Origin of the sequence: Paenibacillus jamilae (assembly GCF_050482105.1) — a bacterium.
Taxonomy (GTDB): Bacteria; Bacillota; Bacilli; order Paenibacillales; family Paenibacillaceae; genus Paenibacillus; species Paenibacillus jamilae_B.
In genome coordinates this window covers 287832-303303 of the sequence record NZ_JBCNHI010000010.1, presented here as the reverse complement: position 1 = coordinate 303303, position 15472 = coordinate 287832, and the positions used below count along the sequence as shown (strand labels likewise).

General features: G+C 45.2%; 15 protein-coding genes. 10 read left to right on the top strand and 5 right to left on the bottom strand.

Translation table 11 applies throughout. The features are described 5' to 3' along the window. The first annotated feature begins 102 nt into the window (after window positions 1-102). Window positions 103-3138: an endonuclease gene (locus tag ABEW32_RS07435; protein WP_430186150.1), complete on the top strand. Its 3036-nt coding sequence runs from the start codon at window positions 103-105 to the stop codon at window positions 3136-3138. A gap of 238 nt (window positions 3139-3376) precedes the next feature. Here ABEW32_RS07435 and ABEW32_RS07430 read toward each other — a convergent pair whose 3' ends face one another. Further along, window positions 3377-3724, bottom strand: a complete 348-nt coding sequence (locus ABEW32_RS07430) for a hypothetical protein (RefSeq protein ID WP_013371003.1) — start codon at window positions 3722-3724, stop codon at window positions 3377-3379. A 360-nt stretch (window positions 3725-4084) separates the two neighbouring features. Here ABEW32_RS07430 and greA point away from each other — a divergent pair, with 360 nt between their 5' ends. Beyond that, the gene (gene greA / locus ABEW32_RS07425; RefSeq protein ID WP_430186148.1) at window positions 4085-4564 is read left to right on the top strand and encodes a transcription elongation factor GreA; all 480 of its coding nucleotides are present in this window, start codon (window positions 4085-4087) and stop codon (window positions 4562-4564) included. Between the two features lie 132 nt (window positions 4565-4696). Here the strand turns inward: greA and ABEW32_RS07420 are convergent, their stop codons facing one another. Both ABEW32_RS07420 and ABEW32_RS07415 read right to left on the bottom strand, forming a co-directional pair. Continuing rightward, window positions 4697-5236, bottom strand: a complete 540-nt coding sequence (locus ABEW32_RS07420) for a transcription repressor NadR (protein ID WP_430186146.1) — start codon at window positions 5234-5236, stop codon at window positions 4697-4699. Further along, window positions 5233-6387: an IscS subfamily cysteine desulfurase gene (locus ABEW32_RS07415; RefSeq protein WP_430186144.1), complete on the bottom strand. Its 1155-nt coding sequence runs from the start codon at window positions 6385-6387 to the stop codon at window positions 5233-5235. The genes ABEW32_RS07420 and ABEW32_RS07415 overlap by 4 nt, the downstream gene beginning before the upstream one ends. Before the next feature lie 165 nt (window positions 6388-6552). On the opposite strand from ABEW32_RS07415, the gene nadA reads away from it, so the two are divergent. From nadA to ABEW32_RS07395, 4 genes are all read left to right on the top strand, one after another. After that, window positions 6553-7659 carry a quinolinate synthase NadA gene (nadA, locus tag ABEW32_RS07410; RefSeq protein WP_430186142.1) on the top strand — a complete coding sequence of 369 codons (1107 nt, stop codon included), beginning with the start codon at window positions 6553-6555 and terminating at the stop codon, window positions 7657-7659. Between the two features lie 122 nt (window positions 7660-7781). After that, complete coding sequence (locus ABEW32_RS07405) at window positions 7782-8102, top strand: hypothetical protein (RefSeq protein ID WP_430186140.1); 321 nt, start codon at window positions 7782-7784, stop codon at window positions 8100-8102. After that, window positions 8068-8904: a membrane protein insertase YidC gene (gene yidC, locus ABEW32_RS07400; RefSeq protein ID WP_430186138.1), complete on the top strand. Its 837-nt coding sequence runs from the start codon at window positions 8068-8070 to the stop codon at window positions 8902-8904. Before ABEW32_RS07405 ends, yidC begins: the two co-directional genes overlap by 35 nt. Before the next feature lie 266 nt (window positions 8905-9170). Then, window positions 9171-9842 (top strand): phosphatase PAP2 family protein, encoded by a 672-nt coding sequence (locus ABEW32_RS07395; RefSeq protein ID WP_430186136.1) that lies wholly within the window; start codon window positions 9171-9173, stop codon window positions 9840-9842. Window positions 9843-9880: 38 nt separating this feature from the next. Here the strand turns inward: ABEW32_RS07395 and ABEW32_RS07390 are convergent, their stop codons facing one another. Next, window positions 9881-10531, bottom strand: a complete 651-nt coding sequence (locus ABEW32_RS07390; RefSeq protein ID WP_430186134.1) for an undecaprenyl-diphosphatase — start codon at window positions 10529-10531, stop codon at window positions 9881-9883. Window positions 10532-10678: 147 nt separating this feature from the next. Here ABEW32_RS07390 and ABEW32_RS07385 point away from each other — a divergent pair, with 147 nt between their 5' ends. Next, complete coding sequence (locus ABEW32_RS07385; RefSeq protein ID WP_430186132.1) at window positions 10679-11392, top strand: response regulator transcription factor; 714 nt, start codon at window positions 10679-10681, stop codon at window positions 11390-11392. After that, window positions 11389-12765, top strand: coding sequence for a sensor histidine kinase (locus ABEW32_RS07380; RefSeq protein ID WP_430186130.1), 1377 nt, complete (start codon window positions 11389-11391; stop codon window positions 12763-12765). Before ABEW32_RS07385 ends, ABEW32_RS07380 begins: the two co-directional genes overlap by 4 nt. A gap of 79 nt (window positions 12766-12844) precedes the next feature. Here the strand turns inward: ABEW32_RS07380 and ABEW32_RS07375 are convergent, their stop codons facing one another. Beyond that, entirely contained in the window at window positions 12845-13318 is a 474-nt protein-coding gene (locus ABEW32_RS07375) for a C40 family peptidase (RefSeq protein ID WP_430186128.1), read from the bottom strand. A 358-nt stretch (window positions 13319-13676) separates the two neighbouring features. Between ABEW32_RS07375 and ABEW32_RS07370 the strand changes: the two genes are divergently transcribed. Together ABEW32_RS07370 and ABEW32_RS07365 are read left to right on the top strand one after the other, a co-directional pair. Then, window positions 13677-14711 (top strand): glycosyltransferase family 4 protein, encoded by a 1035-nt coding sequence (locus tag ABEW32_RS07370; protein ID WP_430186126.1) that lies wholly within the window; start codon window positions 13677-13679, stop codon window positions 14709-14711. A 5-nt stretch (window positions 14712-14716) separates the two neighbouring features. Then, window positions 14717-15442 carry a succinylglutamate desuccinylase/aspartoacylase family protein gene (locus tag ABEW32_RS07365; RefSeq protein WP_430186124.1) on the top strand — a complete coding sequence of 242 codons (726 nt, stop codon included), beginning with the start codon at window positions 14717-14719 and terminating at the stop codon, window positions 15440-15442. Window positions 15443-15472: the final 30 nt, after the last annotated feature.

Genomic DNA, 15472 nt, shown 5'->3' with positions numbered 1-15472 from the left:
AGATTTACAAAACAACGCATGTCCGAACATAAATGAATGCTAACATTTATGTTTAGTGCCCCTCTGAGAGGGGCCTTAAAACCAATCAACAGGAGGAATAGAATGGGAATCTTTCATCGTTTTACATCCCGCAGCTTCAAATACGCAACAGCTATGGTTTTCACTTTATCATTGTACACTGGTGTTGTGGGCGGCATACAAACAGCACAGGCAGAAGGTCCAGCTGACCCAGCTCCTTTTATTGCAGCCAAAGTGGTCAATGAGAACGCTGGTAAAAAAGTGTTATTCGACAATACACATGGACAGACAGCTGGCGCAGCAGATTGGGTGATTGATGGTGGATTTTCAGATTTTGGCCAAGCCCTTGCAAACAATGGCTACGACGTCCATGAACTTCGCCAATCTACACCGATTACTTATAATGATTTAAAGAATTATGATGTATTTGTGACAGCGGAGCCCAATATCCCTTTTAAACAAAGCGAACAGGCCGCAATGGAACAGTATGTTAAAGCAGGCAATAGCATTTTTTTCATTGGTGATCATTATAACGCTGACCGCAACAAGAATCGCTGGGACGGATCGGAAAGTATTAATGGGTACCGTCGTGGTGCATGGGAAGACCCTGCAAAGGGAATGAGTGAGGAAGAAAAAAGCTCGGCAACGATGCAGGGCGTGGTTAGCTCAGATTGGCTGGGTAGCCAATTTGGTATACGCTTTCGCTACAATGCATTAGGAGATATCACGGCTAATCAGATTGTTGAACCTACCCAGGCGTTCGGCATTACAGCAGGAGTGAGTAATGTGGCAATGCACGCAGGCTCAACATTGGCGATTATTGATCCTACCAAAGCCAAGGGGATCGTATATCTGCCTAAAACCAATCAGGCTTGGGGGAATGCAGTAGATCAGGGTGTTTATAACGGAGGTGGTATAGCGGAAGGACCTTATGCAGCTGTAGCAAAACTAGGTCTGGGCAAAGCTGCCTTCATTGGGGATTCATCTCCTGTTGAAGATGCAACGCCAAAATACCTGCGTGAAGAGACAGGAACCAAGAAGACAACGTATGACGGCTTCAAGGAGCAGGATGACGCCGTGTTACTGGTCAATATCGTAGACTGGTTGTCCAAGAAGGAGGAGTATACCAGCCTGTCGGATGTGAAAAACTTACAGCTCGATCAGCCGACGGCATTGTTGCCTTTTGAAGCTCCTCAGGCTTCCACCGAACCGCAAGCCGAGCCTTGGTCTGCTCCTGCAGCTGGCTACAAATGGTGGGACCAGCGAACGTTCAAGGCCGGCTCCTATGGTGGACCTACAGCCAGCGCGCAGCCTGTATACAGCATCGTTCGGCAAGATCAGCTGCCCAATGCACAGCCTTTTCAAATTCGCGTTGTTGCCGATCAACTGGCTCCCAATAGCACGATTAGCGGATTCAGCGCGGGTATTTATGTAGCGGGTGGCAACCAAGTAGCACAGATACAAAACCCGGATGGAACCTGGCCGACCTCCTACGGATATAGTGGAACTTTTAGTTTGGAATCCAACAGCAAGGGGCATGCCTATCGGGACTTGACGGTGCGGATCAAACCGGGTACCAGTGGTGCAGCTAATCTTAGACTGAGACAAAACGGCAGCAACCTGCTGACCCAATCCGTCGTGCTGGCAGATGTCCCAGCCCAGCCGTTGCCTGAGGATGGCAATACAATTCCAGCTCGTATCAATGTTGCAGAAGCACGGAGTCTACCAGCTGGCAAAGTTGTGACCTTGGAGGGTGTTGTGACGACAGAGCCAGGGGCTTTCGGTGGTCAAGCTTTTTATATGCAGGATGAAAGTGGCGGTATTTATGTATATCAAAACCAAAGCGGCTTTCACCAAGGTGATCGGGTAAAGATTACAGCGAGTTTGGCACTGTACAATAGTGAAGTGGAGTTGACCGATCCAGTCGCTATTGAAAAAACAGGAGAAGGACAACTTCCGCAAGCTGTGCAGGTCACCGAACTCAGCGATGCGAACCAAGGACAGCTGGTTGAGCTTCCTACTGCCATTATTCGAAATGTGATAGATGCAACTCCTGTAGGTTCGTTTGAATTTGATGCAGTAGCGGGTGAGAATAGCCATCATGTGCGAATTGACGCACGTACAGGCTTAACGCGGACATCTTTTCCGTATCAAGAAGGACAGCAAGTGAAGCTGAAGGGAATTTCGGCGATTTTCAAAGGGAGTTATCAGTTGAAACCGCGTGGACTGGATGATTTTTCAGCTCAGGCAGGAGCAGCTTTGCAGGAAGTAGAGCTTTCATTGGATCAAACAACATTTAACGTTGGAGATACAGTAGCCACACATCTCAAGGGTACACTGACAGATGGTAGCCAAGCTGATTTAAGTAATGCAACTGTTCAATATATCAGCAGTCATGAATCTGTTGCACTGGATACGTATGGAGAACTTCATGCCTTAAAAGAGGGGAGCGCCGAGATTACAGCCAGCGTCACCTTGGATGGTAAAACGGTTGTATCCAATCCTGTAACCGTTAAAGTCGAGAAAACCGCTACGGGTGAAGTGCCGGGGAAACCTGTGCTGTCTCATGACAACGGTCAGGACACCGGACTGAAGGATGGAGACTACAACATCATCATGAATCTGTGGTGGGGTACGAATGGTAATGAACTCAAGTTGTATGAAGATGACAAGCTGATCGCAACTCAGTCGTTGCAAGCAGCTACACCTGGGGCACAGCATGCAGTCATTTCCGTTTCAGGCAAGAGCAATGGGACCTACACATATACTGCCGAACTGATTAACGCTTCCGGTAAAACGGTCAGCGACCCGTTAACAGTGGAAGTGACCGATGCTTCTCCTGGCATTCCAGTGTTGTCTCATAACAATTGGGACGGTGACGGCAGCTATACCCTGACAATGAACATGTGGTGGGGCACGAATGCAACCCAATACAACCTCTATGAAAATGGGGAGCTGATTGACACGCAGGATCTGTCGAGCCCAAGCCCGCAGGCCCAAAGTGCTGTGACCCATATCCAAAATCAAAAGCCGGGTACCTATGAGTATCGGGCCGAGCTAGTCAATGCTGCAGGAAAGGTTTCCAGTCAAACCATAAGTGTCGAAGTGAAGGAACGTTAATCGAAATGACGGGCTGTTAAAAAATAAGAGCATCTATGGACCTTGCGAGAGTCTATAGATGCTTTTTTTTGCGAGAATTATCATACTAGGTTTGGGTTGGCGAAGCGGAAAGTCCCTCAATATCTGACGAGCCATAGAAGATCATGGCAACTAGAATCACAATAATGATTACCTCTGCAAAATATTCTCCATCAAACTCACTCACCACAAATATCTCCTTTCGCCACCTGTTATTTATTTATTTATTTATTTTTTGTGAAAAGGCTTGTATCACCTGATCCAATGTCATATTTCCATTATCATTTAAAAATTTCACCATATTATCGACATTAGTAGGAGCAGATGCTAATGTTTTGTATTTTCCTGTAAGTCCTAAAAACAATGTTGCTTGTCTGTATAAAGTCACGGAATCGACGTTTAGTTTTCCTGTTAGTAGCAGGGCCGCGACTAGGACCTCCACATTTTTTCCTTGAAGTGCGGAAAAGATAGCCGAATTACTGTTTAATCCATTTTTCTTTTGACCGTTGGGGGGGGATTTGGATTTACGATTCCCGTTCCCATTGCCATTCTTTCCTAAGGAAGCCATTGAATCTTCCTCCCGCCATACACTGCTCCTGCCTAGTTTTCTGGGACAAGGGCAGCGGCACTGCATGTGCTCATTAAAATACGTTATGACATACGATATGCGAACAAGAAAGCTTTGGTTACTTTATGGGATCCCTGTGGACGAAGGTAGCTGACTGCTAATTTCCTGAATTTTTTTCGCATGTTGGTCCAATTTAGAGTAAACTACAATAAAGCAAGCTAAATGAGCATTTTGCATTAAATTCAAGAGCATTAGCCAATCACCATTGATGGACCTTAACGGCTTAGCTCGTTCAAATATTGTATTCGAGTGTTGAACTAGAATTATGCAAAGTGCTGAAATAGGAGTTGAAACAAAACTATGTCAAATGAAGAAGTATTGTTAACTAAAGAGGGATTAGCCAAATTGGAGGAAGAGCTCAAGGAGCTAAAGACGGTAAAACGCAAGGAGCTAGCCGAACGCCTCAAGTTGGCCATCAGCTATGGAGATCTGAAGGAAAATAGTGAATATCACTCAGCCAAGGATGATCAAGCGTTCATGGAAACACGGATCATGGTCTTGGAAAAAATGCTGACCAAAGCTCGGATTGTGGATGAAAGTAATTTGGACCTTGAAACGGTCAGTATCGGATCTACTGTTATTCTGAACGACATCGAATTTTCGGAGAAGGTGGAATACAAAGTTGTAAGTCCTGCTGAGGCAGATGTTCTGGATAATAAAATTTCCTATGAGAGTCCTTTGGGTAAGGCACTTTTGGGACAAAAAGTGGGCAGTATCATTCATGTCGATGCACCCATGGCTGTAATCAAATATGAGCTGCTAGAAATTAAGCTCACTTAGTCCATTCCCGATTCCCTTTATAAGGGGGCCGGGATTTTTCATTTCTGGCTATTTACATACCATCCCTGCGGAGTGCAATTGCACTCCACATACTGGACAGGATATTCATTATTTTGCTGTTGTTACTAAGAATTAATCTGTCATCAGGAAGCCGGCTTGCTCCAATGCAGCACAGGCATCATTAATTTTATCTTCATCCGACGCATGCAAGGTATGCAGGTGGATACCTCCAGTCAGCTGGGACAAATAAGTAGCTTGGGTGGAGCTGATCTTGCGTATAAAATCGTCCACTTCCTTGCGAGTTCCGACCCGTATTGGAGCAGTCAGATCCCCATATACAGGATGTTCAACTATAACGTCTTGCACACTGACACCGTAGTCCACAATCAGTTTTAATTCTTCTTCTGCTTGTTCAGGTCGGTGATTACACACAATAATACGAGAGGCTAAGGGAGCAGCTTGAGCATTAGGCTCCATATAAATGTATCCTTGACTCGTTGCAAGAATAGGCTCTTGGCTTGCTTTTAACAGGGAAATATCCTGTACAATTACTTGTCTGGAAACGGAGGACCTGCGTGCCAGTTCGCTCCCGGTCAGCGGTGATTCGCTTTTGAGCCACATTAGTAGCTGTTCACGGCGATCCGTACCCGACCGTTTTAAAGATTCAGTCAACGGGATAAACTCCTTTCTTGTCGATGCGTCAGGTCTGTCAAAATATCTACCAGTACATTCAATTCCTCGATAGTGGTTGTTCTGCCGAAAGAAATACGGATAAATTGTAAGGCTTCACGATCAGATGCTCCAAGCGCCTGTAAGGCAGGCGAAGGATCGTGATGTCCGGCGGCACATGCGCTTCCGGTAGATATACAGACACCGCTGCGATTACATTCCAGCATAACATATTGTCCCTCGTAACCGTGAAAAAAACATCCCACAATATGATGAAGCACTGTTTTTTTCTCGCTTTCCTGTAAGGCCCAACGTACTGGAATGGATCTTTCCTGAATTTTCGCAATAAAGTATCTTCGCAGGGTAGCATACCGCTCCTGATGGATCTCCAACTGCTCGATCATCATCTCTGCCGCGGCGACAAAGGCTGCAATCCCAGGAACATTAATTGTTCCGGGACGAAATCCGTTTTCATGCAGTGTATCAGGATACACTGGACGCCATGGCGTTCCGGGTTTGAGATAAGCAGCACCAACACCTTTGGGCCCATACACTTTATGGCTTGATATAGAGAGTGCATCCACTCCCATGGCTTCTACATCGATATGAATATTCCCGAATGTTTGTACTGCATCACTGTGCAGCATGATACCGCGTTCGTGGAGCAGTGGAGACAAGGCAGCAAGATCCTGAATCAACCCTGTTTCCGAATTGGCGTGTTGTACAGATACAAGTCCGGTATCGTCTCTAAGATGGGGGATAAGAACTTCACGGGTTATTCGTCCTTCCCGATCCGGCTGCACAATGGTCAGTTCATAGCCTTGCTGTGCTAGCAAGTTAGCCAGATTATATATCGAGTGATGTTCCAAAGCACTCATAATCCAATGCTTTTTATGCTGCGGCAACCCGTTCAGAATCGATTGCACGATCAGCATATTGGATTCTGTTCCCCCTGTTGTAAAATAGATGCCTGCTTTTTGCCCGCCAATCATATTTGCCATTCGTTGTCTGCTGTAGTCTAGTGTATAGGCTGCCTGACCGCCCGCATCATGGAGGCTGCTGGCATTTCCGAACATTTCCTTATTGAATACGCTATATATATGCAAAGCTTCGTCACACATGGGTGTGGAAGCGGCATAGTCCAGATAAATCACAGCAAATCCTCCCCGTTAAAAATAATTCCATTCCAAAAACCCTTGAGATTATTGTAGGCATGTGTAAATATAAGTGTCAAGACACATGTAAACGTATATGTACACATAGCGGTTGTCCATTCTTGAGCGAGGGACAATCAGCCGCACCGATATGGAGGGATTCTAATGTCTATGCTAGACGTATTACAAGGAAATCGTGGACTTATGCCAGAGTATTATAAAACACTGACGATTGCTGAAATGGAGGAACGTGTAGCCGAGCTGAAACAAAAGTGGGGATCAAAGCTACTTATTCCGGGTCATCACTATCAGAAGGACGAGGTTATCCAATTTGCTGATATTACAGGAGATTCTCTACAGCTCGCTCAAATGGCGGCACAAAATCAGGAAGCGGAGTTTATTGTATTTTGCGGGGTTCATTTTATGGCCGAGACAGCGGATATGCTGACTACCGATCGACAAACCGTTGTTCTGCCGGATATGCGTGCAGGCTGCTCGATGGCAGATATGGCGAACATGGAGCAGACGGAACGAGCATGGAAGCATTTGCAGGAGCTGGTAGGTGATACGATCATTCCGTTAACGTATGTAAATTCCACCGCAGAGATCAAAGCCTTTGTAGGACGGCATGGCGGAGCTACTGTGACCTCTTCGAATGCCAAGCAGGTGCTGGAATGGGCGCTGAAGCAAAAGGAACGTATTTTATTTTTGCCGGATCAACATTTGGGACGCAATACAGCCTATGATTTGGGAATCCCGCTGGATGAAATGGCTGTATGGAATCCCATGACCGATCAGTTGGAGACTGAACAAAACCCGGCAAGTATAAAAATTATTTTATGGAAAGGACACTGTTCAGTCCATGAAAAGTTTACGGTTGATCATATCTACAGCGTCCGTGAACGCGATAAGAATATCCGGGTCATCGTTCACCCCGAATGCTCTTATGAGGTTGTACAGCTCGCAGATTGCGCGGGCTCTACCAAGTTCATCATCGATACGATCCGTGCGGCAGAGCCGGGGACCCGATGGGCGGTGGGTACAGAGATGAATCTCGTGCAACGAATCAAGCAGCAATACCCTGAACAGCAGATTGAATCACTCAATCCTGATATGTGTCCTTGTCTGACCATGAACCGGATCGATCTCGCGCATTTGCTGTGGGCAATGGAGCAGATTGATCGGGGAGAGCCTGTGGGCGTCATTCGCTTGGATGCTCAGATCAGACAGGACGCTGTACAGGCACTGAATCGTATGCTTGCTATTCGTTGAGTTTATACCGTAACGTAAGAGTGTGCTTTTTTGTGTAACCCACTTCTATCTCTAATTAAAGATTAGTCGCCTGTCCGGTTTCGTGCTATAATTGTAGCAACATACCGAAGGAGGTGAATCCCTTGTTTGAGCTTCAGGATCTACTCCCCTATTTACTTACGATCGGCTTGCTGTGCACAGTGACTTATGCGTATCTAGCTCATTTGCATGGCAGTGTAGCCGAATGCTGGGTCGAAGGCGGACCCGTTCGCTCGCATGCTTCTCCGTTGATGCCGATGTCTGCCCGAGGACAGGACATGCCTGTCCGGCTAGCACGACACATTCGGCGGAAGGAAGCGCCAGATGAAGATGCATCCGATTGTTCTCCCTTGTTGAATGATGGCATAGTCAATCAACAAGGAGGAACATATGAAACGATTCAAGGGATTCACTTATTGGGGTAAACAAGAACGGATATTGGGTTTAATTGTTGTCTTGGCAGCGGTCATGCTGCTGTCTGGTTGTGGTACGAATGCTGCGGAGATTAATGCACAGACACCTGGTTTTTTTAATCATTACGTGGTATTCCCGCTTTCTTGGCTTATTCAGCATTTGGCGCAATGGTTTGGTGGAAGTTTTGGTCTGGCGATCATGACCTTAACACTTATTGTTCGTCTGGCCTTATTGCCGCTGATGATGCGTCAAACACGTGCCCAGCAGGGAATGAAGCGCAAGATGAGCGCTATGCAGCCCGACTTGGACCGAATTAAAAAGAAGTATGAAAATAAAAAAGACGCCACCAGCCAGCAGAGTATGCAACAGGAAATGATGGCGCTATACAAAGAGCATCAATTCAACCCGCTCAATATCGGTTGTCTGCCTATTCTCATTCAGCTACCGATTTTAAGTGGTATGTATACTGCTATCAGACTAACGCCAGAGCTGGCATCTCACTCCTTCCTATGGTTTCGGCTTGGACAGCCGGATTGGATTTTGGCAATTGTCGTTGCAGTGGTATACTTGGCACAGGCCAAGCTTTCTCAGCTACAGATGACGGCGGACCAGCGCAAGCAATTTGCAATCATGGGTTACCTTTCACCGCTGATGATGGCGGTCTTTTCCTTCAACGCTCCTGCGGCCATGCCTTTATATTGGACCGTAAGCGGCACCTTTTTGCTGCTTCAATCGCTGTGGTTTCGCAAACGCTATCCAATCGAGGAAGCAGAGGATAAGATTAAACTTGGCGAAATCACGCCAACCTCATAAAGATGCTATTTTTTGTTTGACATAGAATTGCGTTTGCAGCGTCTCACGTGTAATGACAGGATGCCATTTGAGTCTATACGGCTTGAGTGGTGTCCTTTTTTTGTGCAGTTTCTGCATGAGAAGCATTGCAAAAAGCCCACGCTTTATTCTAAAAGCTAATCATTTCATGAAATGATACAAGAAAAGTGGGTAAAGTAATGACATGGACGATATGAATACTGCATTTTGTTTGTTCATGGGATGAAGATGATGGAGGATTTATAAAAATGAAGCGACTATCTACAAAGCTGCCGATTTCCGTGGCTCTGCTCGCATGTATAGTATGTGCCCTCGGGTTTGGCTTAATCGCATTATGGGTTAGCGACCATCAAGTACGGTATTTTGATCACAAGATCATTACAGCTGTTGCACAGCTGGAGTCGCCTGCTATGACACGTCTTATGAAATGTTTCACCATAATAGGCAGTGGTATTCCAGTAGTGATCATTATTTTGATTGCCATGTTCGTACTGTATAGTGTATTGGGACACCGTCGAGAATTGTTTTTTTTAGCGGTTGCTGTGCTGGGATCCGTGCTGTTGAATACGGTACTAAAAATGCTATTTCGGCGTGCGAGACCTGAAATTAACCGTATTATCGAAGCGAATGGATATAGCTTTCCAAGCGGACATTCCATGACCGCTTTCAGTATGTATGCAGCGCTGACGTTTTTATTGTGGAAGCACGTTCCTTCTAGGATAGGTCGTATCCTTCTTATTGTGCTCAGTAGCCTGCTAATTGTAGCGATCGGGACAAGCCGCATTTATTTGGGTGTTCATTATCCGAGTGACGTTGTGGGGGGTTATTTCATGAGTGGCTGCTGGATGGCGGCTTGCATTTGGTTTTACCAGCGGTATGAAGAACGAATGCTATCACTTCGTACCAAATCGACTGCATAATGAGTGACATTGATCGTGAGGCTAAAAAAGCAGACGCATTAGCGTCTGCTTTTTATTTGGACCGAGGAAGTGGATTGGGTCATCTTACTTCTCGTCTGTTCTACAGGCTTAATTCCCAGCTTCTGCTCCCATTTTTCATAAAAAATAATAGCTGCTTGCATGAAGATGCCTGGAAGTTTCCGGCTACGAATGAATTTATGGACACCCACAGCACAACCTGCCCCAATGAGCGCGCCTGCCAAAATATCTGAAGGATAATGTACACCAGTCCATACGCGTGATATTGCAATAAGTACAGCCAGGATAACCCAGAGGACACGATATTTTTGATGATGAAGCCATAGAATTGCAGCCAGAGCAAAAGATCCAAGTGCATGGTTGCTCGGAAATGAAGCATTGGCATCATGATGAATCAGTTGAATGACTGAGTGTCCAACAAAAGGCCGATCTCTGTAAAACAAATGCCCAAGACCCCAACTAATTATAAAACCGATACAAACGGTTATAACAGCTTCTACAACCATCATCCGATGCGACGTTTTAAAGGTAAACCAGTATACCAGTAAAGCTACTCCGAATAAATACGGCGCATATTGCGCCGAGAAACGCATGGTTCCATTCAAAAAGGCGAGGTGATTAGCCAGCTCATTGATCCAGTGAAACAAAGCAAAGTCTACATTAATTAACATGAATAAATTACTCCTTAACCTCAAAAAATTGAATTACAAAGTTTTATTATAGAGCGACTATACGGATAAAAGCTTAAAAACAAATAAAAAATGAATGTTATGTGCATTACTTATTAGTTTTTTCTATAGAAAATAGGTGGTTTTGCGATGAAAAAGTCGGTGCTGGTCATTGATGATGAAGAGAAGATATTCAGATTGCTTCAGTTGGAGTTATCCCACGAAGGGTATACGGTTGAAATTGCACAGACGGGAAAAGAAGGATTGGAAAAAGCATTAGCCCATACATGGGATATTATTATCCTCGATGTGATGCTGCCGGAGATGAACGGAGTTGAGGTGCTGAAGCAGATTCGAAAGGTTGACAATCATACCCCAGTAATCATGGTCACTGCACGTAACACAACTCCTGACAAAGTGTCAGGTCTGGATGAAGGTGCCAACGATTACATTACAAAGCCTTTTGAAATTGAGGAATTATTAGCGCGAATGCGGGCCAGCATGAGGCACCAATTGGAGCCGGCAGCTACCGTTTCACCAAAAGAGGATCAGCAGCAGTCCAAGCTCCAAGTCGATAGCCTGATGTTGGAACGCAAGACCCGCTCTGTGGTGAGGGAAGGAAAACGCATCGAACTTACGCCCAAAGAATTTGATCTGCTGCTCTATCTGATGGAGCACAAAAATCAGGTGTTGCATCGGGATCAAATGATTCAGGACGTGTGGGGGTTTGATTTTGTCGGTGATACGAATGTAGTCGATGTTTATATCCGGTATGTTCGTAAAAAAATTGATCATGGATACAAAAAGAAATTGATTAAAACCGTACGTGGCGTTGGGTACTGTATCCGGGAGGAAGACCATTGAAGCTGCGGACCAAAATTACCTTGCTTAGCTCCATTTTAGTGATGACAATCCTCCTGTTTGTGGACGTCACGGTTCATCTATTATTTGTCAAAATCGCTACTCGCAATGAAAGAGAAGTGCTGCAAAATAAGTGGACTGAAATTATTGCCGAAACAGGACCTACGATGATTTTGAAAAATGCATGGGGGCCCAAGCTGAAAGATGAACTTTCCGGTGATACCATTCTGAGGGTATTTGATCAGCAATCTCATCTCCTGTATGAAGTAAGCCGCCAATCCCATTTCAAGCTGAACGAAATACGGTTTAACCTTTCTCAAAGCTCTCAACTAATGAATGTAAAGGATCATAAAATCCTGATCATTCATCTTCCAGTGCTTTCACCAGAAGGTAGTCAAAAAGGAACACTAGAAATTATAGAAAAATGGGATGCGCTCGAAAACAATCTCGATATCTTAAATACAATTCTGATCACATCGACTGTTGGAGCTATGTTGCTTAGTCTGGTAGGTAGCACGATTTTGGCGAATGCAATACTGCTGCCGATTTCCAGTAGTATTCAGACAATGCAGGAGATCGAAAGAAGCTTGAAATTCAAAAAAATTCCTGTCGGCAGTCATAATCAAGATGAATTGTCCCAAATGACCGCAACCTTTAACCAAATGGTGGTGAGATTGGAGGAAAGCTTTCAGAACCAGCAGCAGTTCGTTTCTGATGCCTCACATGAGCTGAATACAACATTGATGATTATTGAGGGCTATGCCAACATGCTTCGGCGGTGGGGTACGAGCGACGAGGACATACGTAAGGAATCGATTGAATCAATTTATGAAGAAACTCAAAGAATGCGTACGATGACGCAGCAATTGCTGACATTGGCCTCCTCACAGCAAAAAGATCCTGAACCGTATGAGCGGATAGAGTTGATCGGTTGCTGTCAACAGGTAGTAGCACATCTCAAGCCTGTACATGACCGTCAAATTTCTATTATTACTGAAGAGAAGGAGATTTGGCTGGACGCTAATCTTGCGAAAATGAAGCAGTTGCTAGTCATCCTACTGGATAATGCGTTGAAGTATAGCTCAGATAAAATCGAAATATGGATATCTTCCGATGAAAAAGATGTTTACCTCCGGGTTAAGGATTACGGAATTGGTATACCTGAGGGCGAGATCAAGCGTGTCTTTGAGCGATTTTATCGGGTAGACAGCTCCAGACATCGTAAAACCGGAGGAACCGGGCTGGGCTTGCCGATCGCCAAGGTGATAACAGATGCTCATCAGGGGTTGATACGAATAGAAAGCGTAGAAGGTGAAGGAACGGAGGTCATCGTCACTTTGCCTCAAAAACAACAGGAAAGGCTGTCCCACTGGTAGATGTATCTACTCAGGGGAACAGCCTTTCCTGTTGTTTGTATTATGTTAAGCAGTCGGTGAATAGGATTCCAAAATGTTCCTAAAGGACACGACGTGCTTCTGTGTAATTGCGACTCCACCATCCCGAATTTAGATCCGTAACCGTTACGCCGCCTTTACCAAATGTGTGCAAAATTTTGCCGTCTCCCATGTAAATGGCTACATGGTGAATTGGTGCATAGAAAAAGACCAAATCGCCTTTTTTAAGCTGACTACGCGGTACATAAGTGCCTACAGTTGACTGCTGTTTGGACGAGCGTGGAAGCTTAATTCCATTTTGTGCAAAAACATACTGAGTGAACGAAGAGCAATCAAAAGAGCTTGTACTACCCGCTGGAGCTCCATGCTCATAACGTACGCCCATAAACTGGGATCCTGTTGAAATAATCTGATCAACTTTACTTGCCGAAGCAGCATGAGTGGTGTCTGGTCCAACGACGAAGCTCCCTGCGCTCAATGCCAATGTCATCGTAAAGCAAATACCCATCCACAATTTTTTAGAAGTACGTTTCATATATAATTCCCTCCGTTATTCGTATTGTGTTGGTGTCTTGAGATGACAATAACACAAATAAAATATCCGGAATTTACCACTGAAGGTTACAATCCTGTTACCCCAACGTTTTGCCCTGCTTTATTAGAAAACGATGAGAATTTTCTCCTTAACTTTGTCTTGACAAATTATATAGGGAGGTTTCTCTTTTATGGCTAGGTCCGTATGACAAAAAACGACTTGCAGACGATTGGCACAAGCAATCATGCAAAACATACATACCTATATATTACAACTTATAACTTGTACGGGAGTATGCTAGATTCCCGTTGACTTCGTAAAGATCACACCGTATTTTCTGTAAGGAAGGGGAATTTGTATGGCTTCAAAGCAGAACAGAGCACTCGATAATCGACCGCTAACCATTGTGCAGGTCATATCCAACTATCCCAATGCACAGCCTGTACCCTCTATTAAGGGCGGAACGGAAAAGGTTGTGCATGAATTAACAGAGGAATTAGTGAGAAGAGGGCACCATGTATCTCTTTTTGCCGCTCGTGGGAGCAGGAGCAACGCGCAATTGGTTACTTATCCCAAGGGTTTAAAACATAATCAGATCCCCCAATATGTACTTCGTCACATGCCTTCCGGCACCGATATCATTCATGACCATACCTTCCGCTCTGCTATGGGGCGCACGAAGCTGCCTTGCCCATCAGTATGCACCGTTCATCTCCCGGTAAAGAAACACGGTAAAAACCCGGTATATGTCAGTAAACGAGCACGTCAGCTGATGGGTGGAGGCAAAGGATTTTATATCTATAACGGCATTAACACCCATGAATACGAGTTCAGCAGTGAGAAACGCGGCTACTTGCTATTTATGGGCAGAATCATACCGAATAAAGGGGTATTGCAAGCCATTCAGGTTGCAGAGCGAACAGACAAAAGACTCCTTATTGCGGGTCCTATCAAAGCCCCTGTATTTTTTCGCCGAGAGATTCAGGCTCGAATTCAGGGCAATCCAAATATACGCTATGTGGGGCCAGTAGGGGGGGATCGAAAACAGAAGCTGCTGAAACATGCAGAGTGCCTGTTGTTTCCATCATTGTGGGAAGAGCCGTTTGGACTCGTAATGGTAGAGGCTATGGCTTGTGGAACACCAGTACTGGCATTAAAAAATGGCTCTGTTCCCGAGGTGCTGTCAGGCTTTCCACAGTTGATTTGCAAATCAGTTGGTCAAATGGCACGAAAGGTACAGCGAAAAAATTATCCGTCACCTGCGCAGCTTCGGTTATATGTTAACCAAAGATTTACCAACAAACAGATGACCAGCAACTACTTGAGACTATACCGTGAGATCATCCACCGGCGAGAACAGAAGAGAGGACAACGTAAGCCTATACGGAGGTGAAGAGGATGCAGGTCAAACGATACATGCTTGGAAAGGGCTCTTCTTGGGCGACTCCTTATTATGTAGCCACAGGGGGACAGAAAGGTCCGTGCGCGATGATAGTTGCAGGCATACACGGTAATGAAATAGCAAGTATACGTGCTGCTGAGAAACTTGTAAAGCTTTTGAAGGAGCAAACGCTGAAATTCAGTCATGGCAAGCTTATTATTGTGCCGATCGTGAATCAAGAGGCTTACCGCAAGCGAATTAGAGGCAAACCTGACCTTAATCGAACCTTTCCGCGCCAGAAAAAGCAGCCAGCAACACATCCACTTTCTGCTGCTCTATTCAAATTAACACAAAAGCATCACCCTGATTGGTATCTCGACTTGCATGAGGCGAATGGATTGTCACAAAAGGATACCAAGGTGCTTGGTCAAACGCTGATCACCAATAAGGGCAACCTGGTTGTTCCCACGGCTCGCCGGATTATGAAGCGAATGAACCGCTCGATTAAGGTGAAAGGCCGACATTTCAACATGCGATTGCATGAGCTTCCAGGTTCCTCTCGCACCGCTGCAGCCCGTATTTTAAGGGCACGTGCAGTTACCGTGGAAACGGGGTGGAGCCTGCCGCAGAAAGTACGTATACACTATCAAATGAAAATCGTACAGCACTTCTTAAGGGAAGCCGGGATGGTTAAGGCTAACAAGGTTTATTTATCTAGCAAGGTTATGACGGTTACCTTATGAGAGGTAACTTCACAAAAAAATCGCTTTATG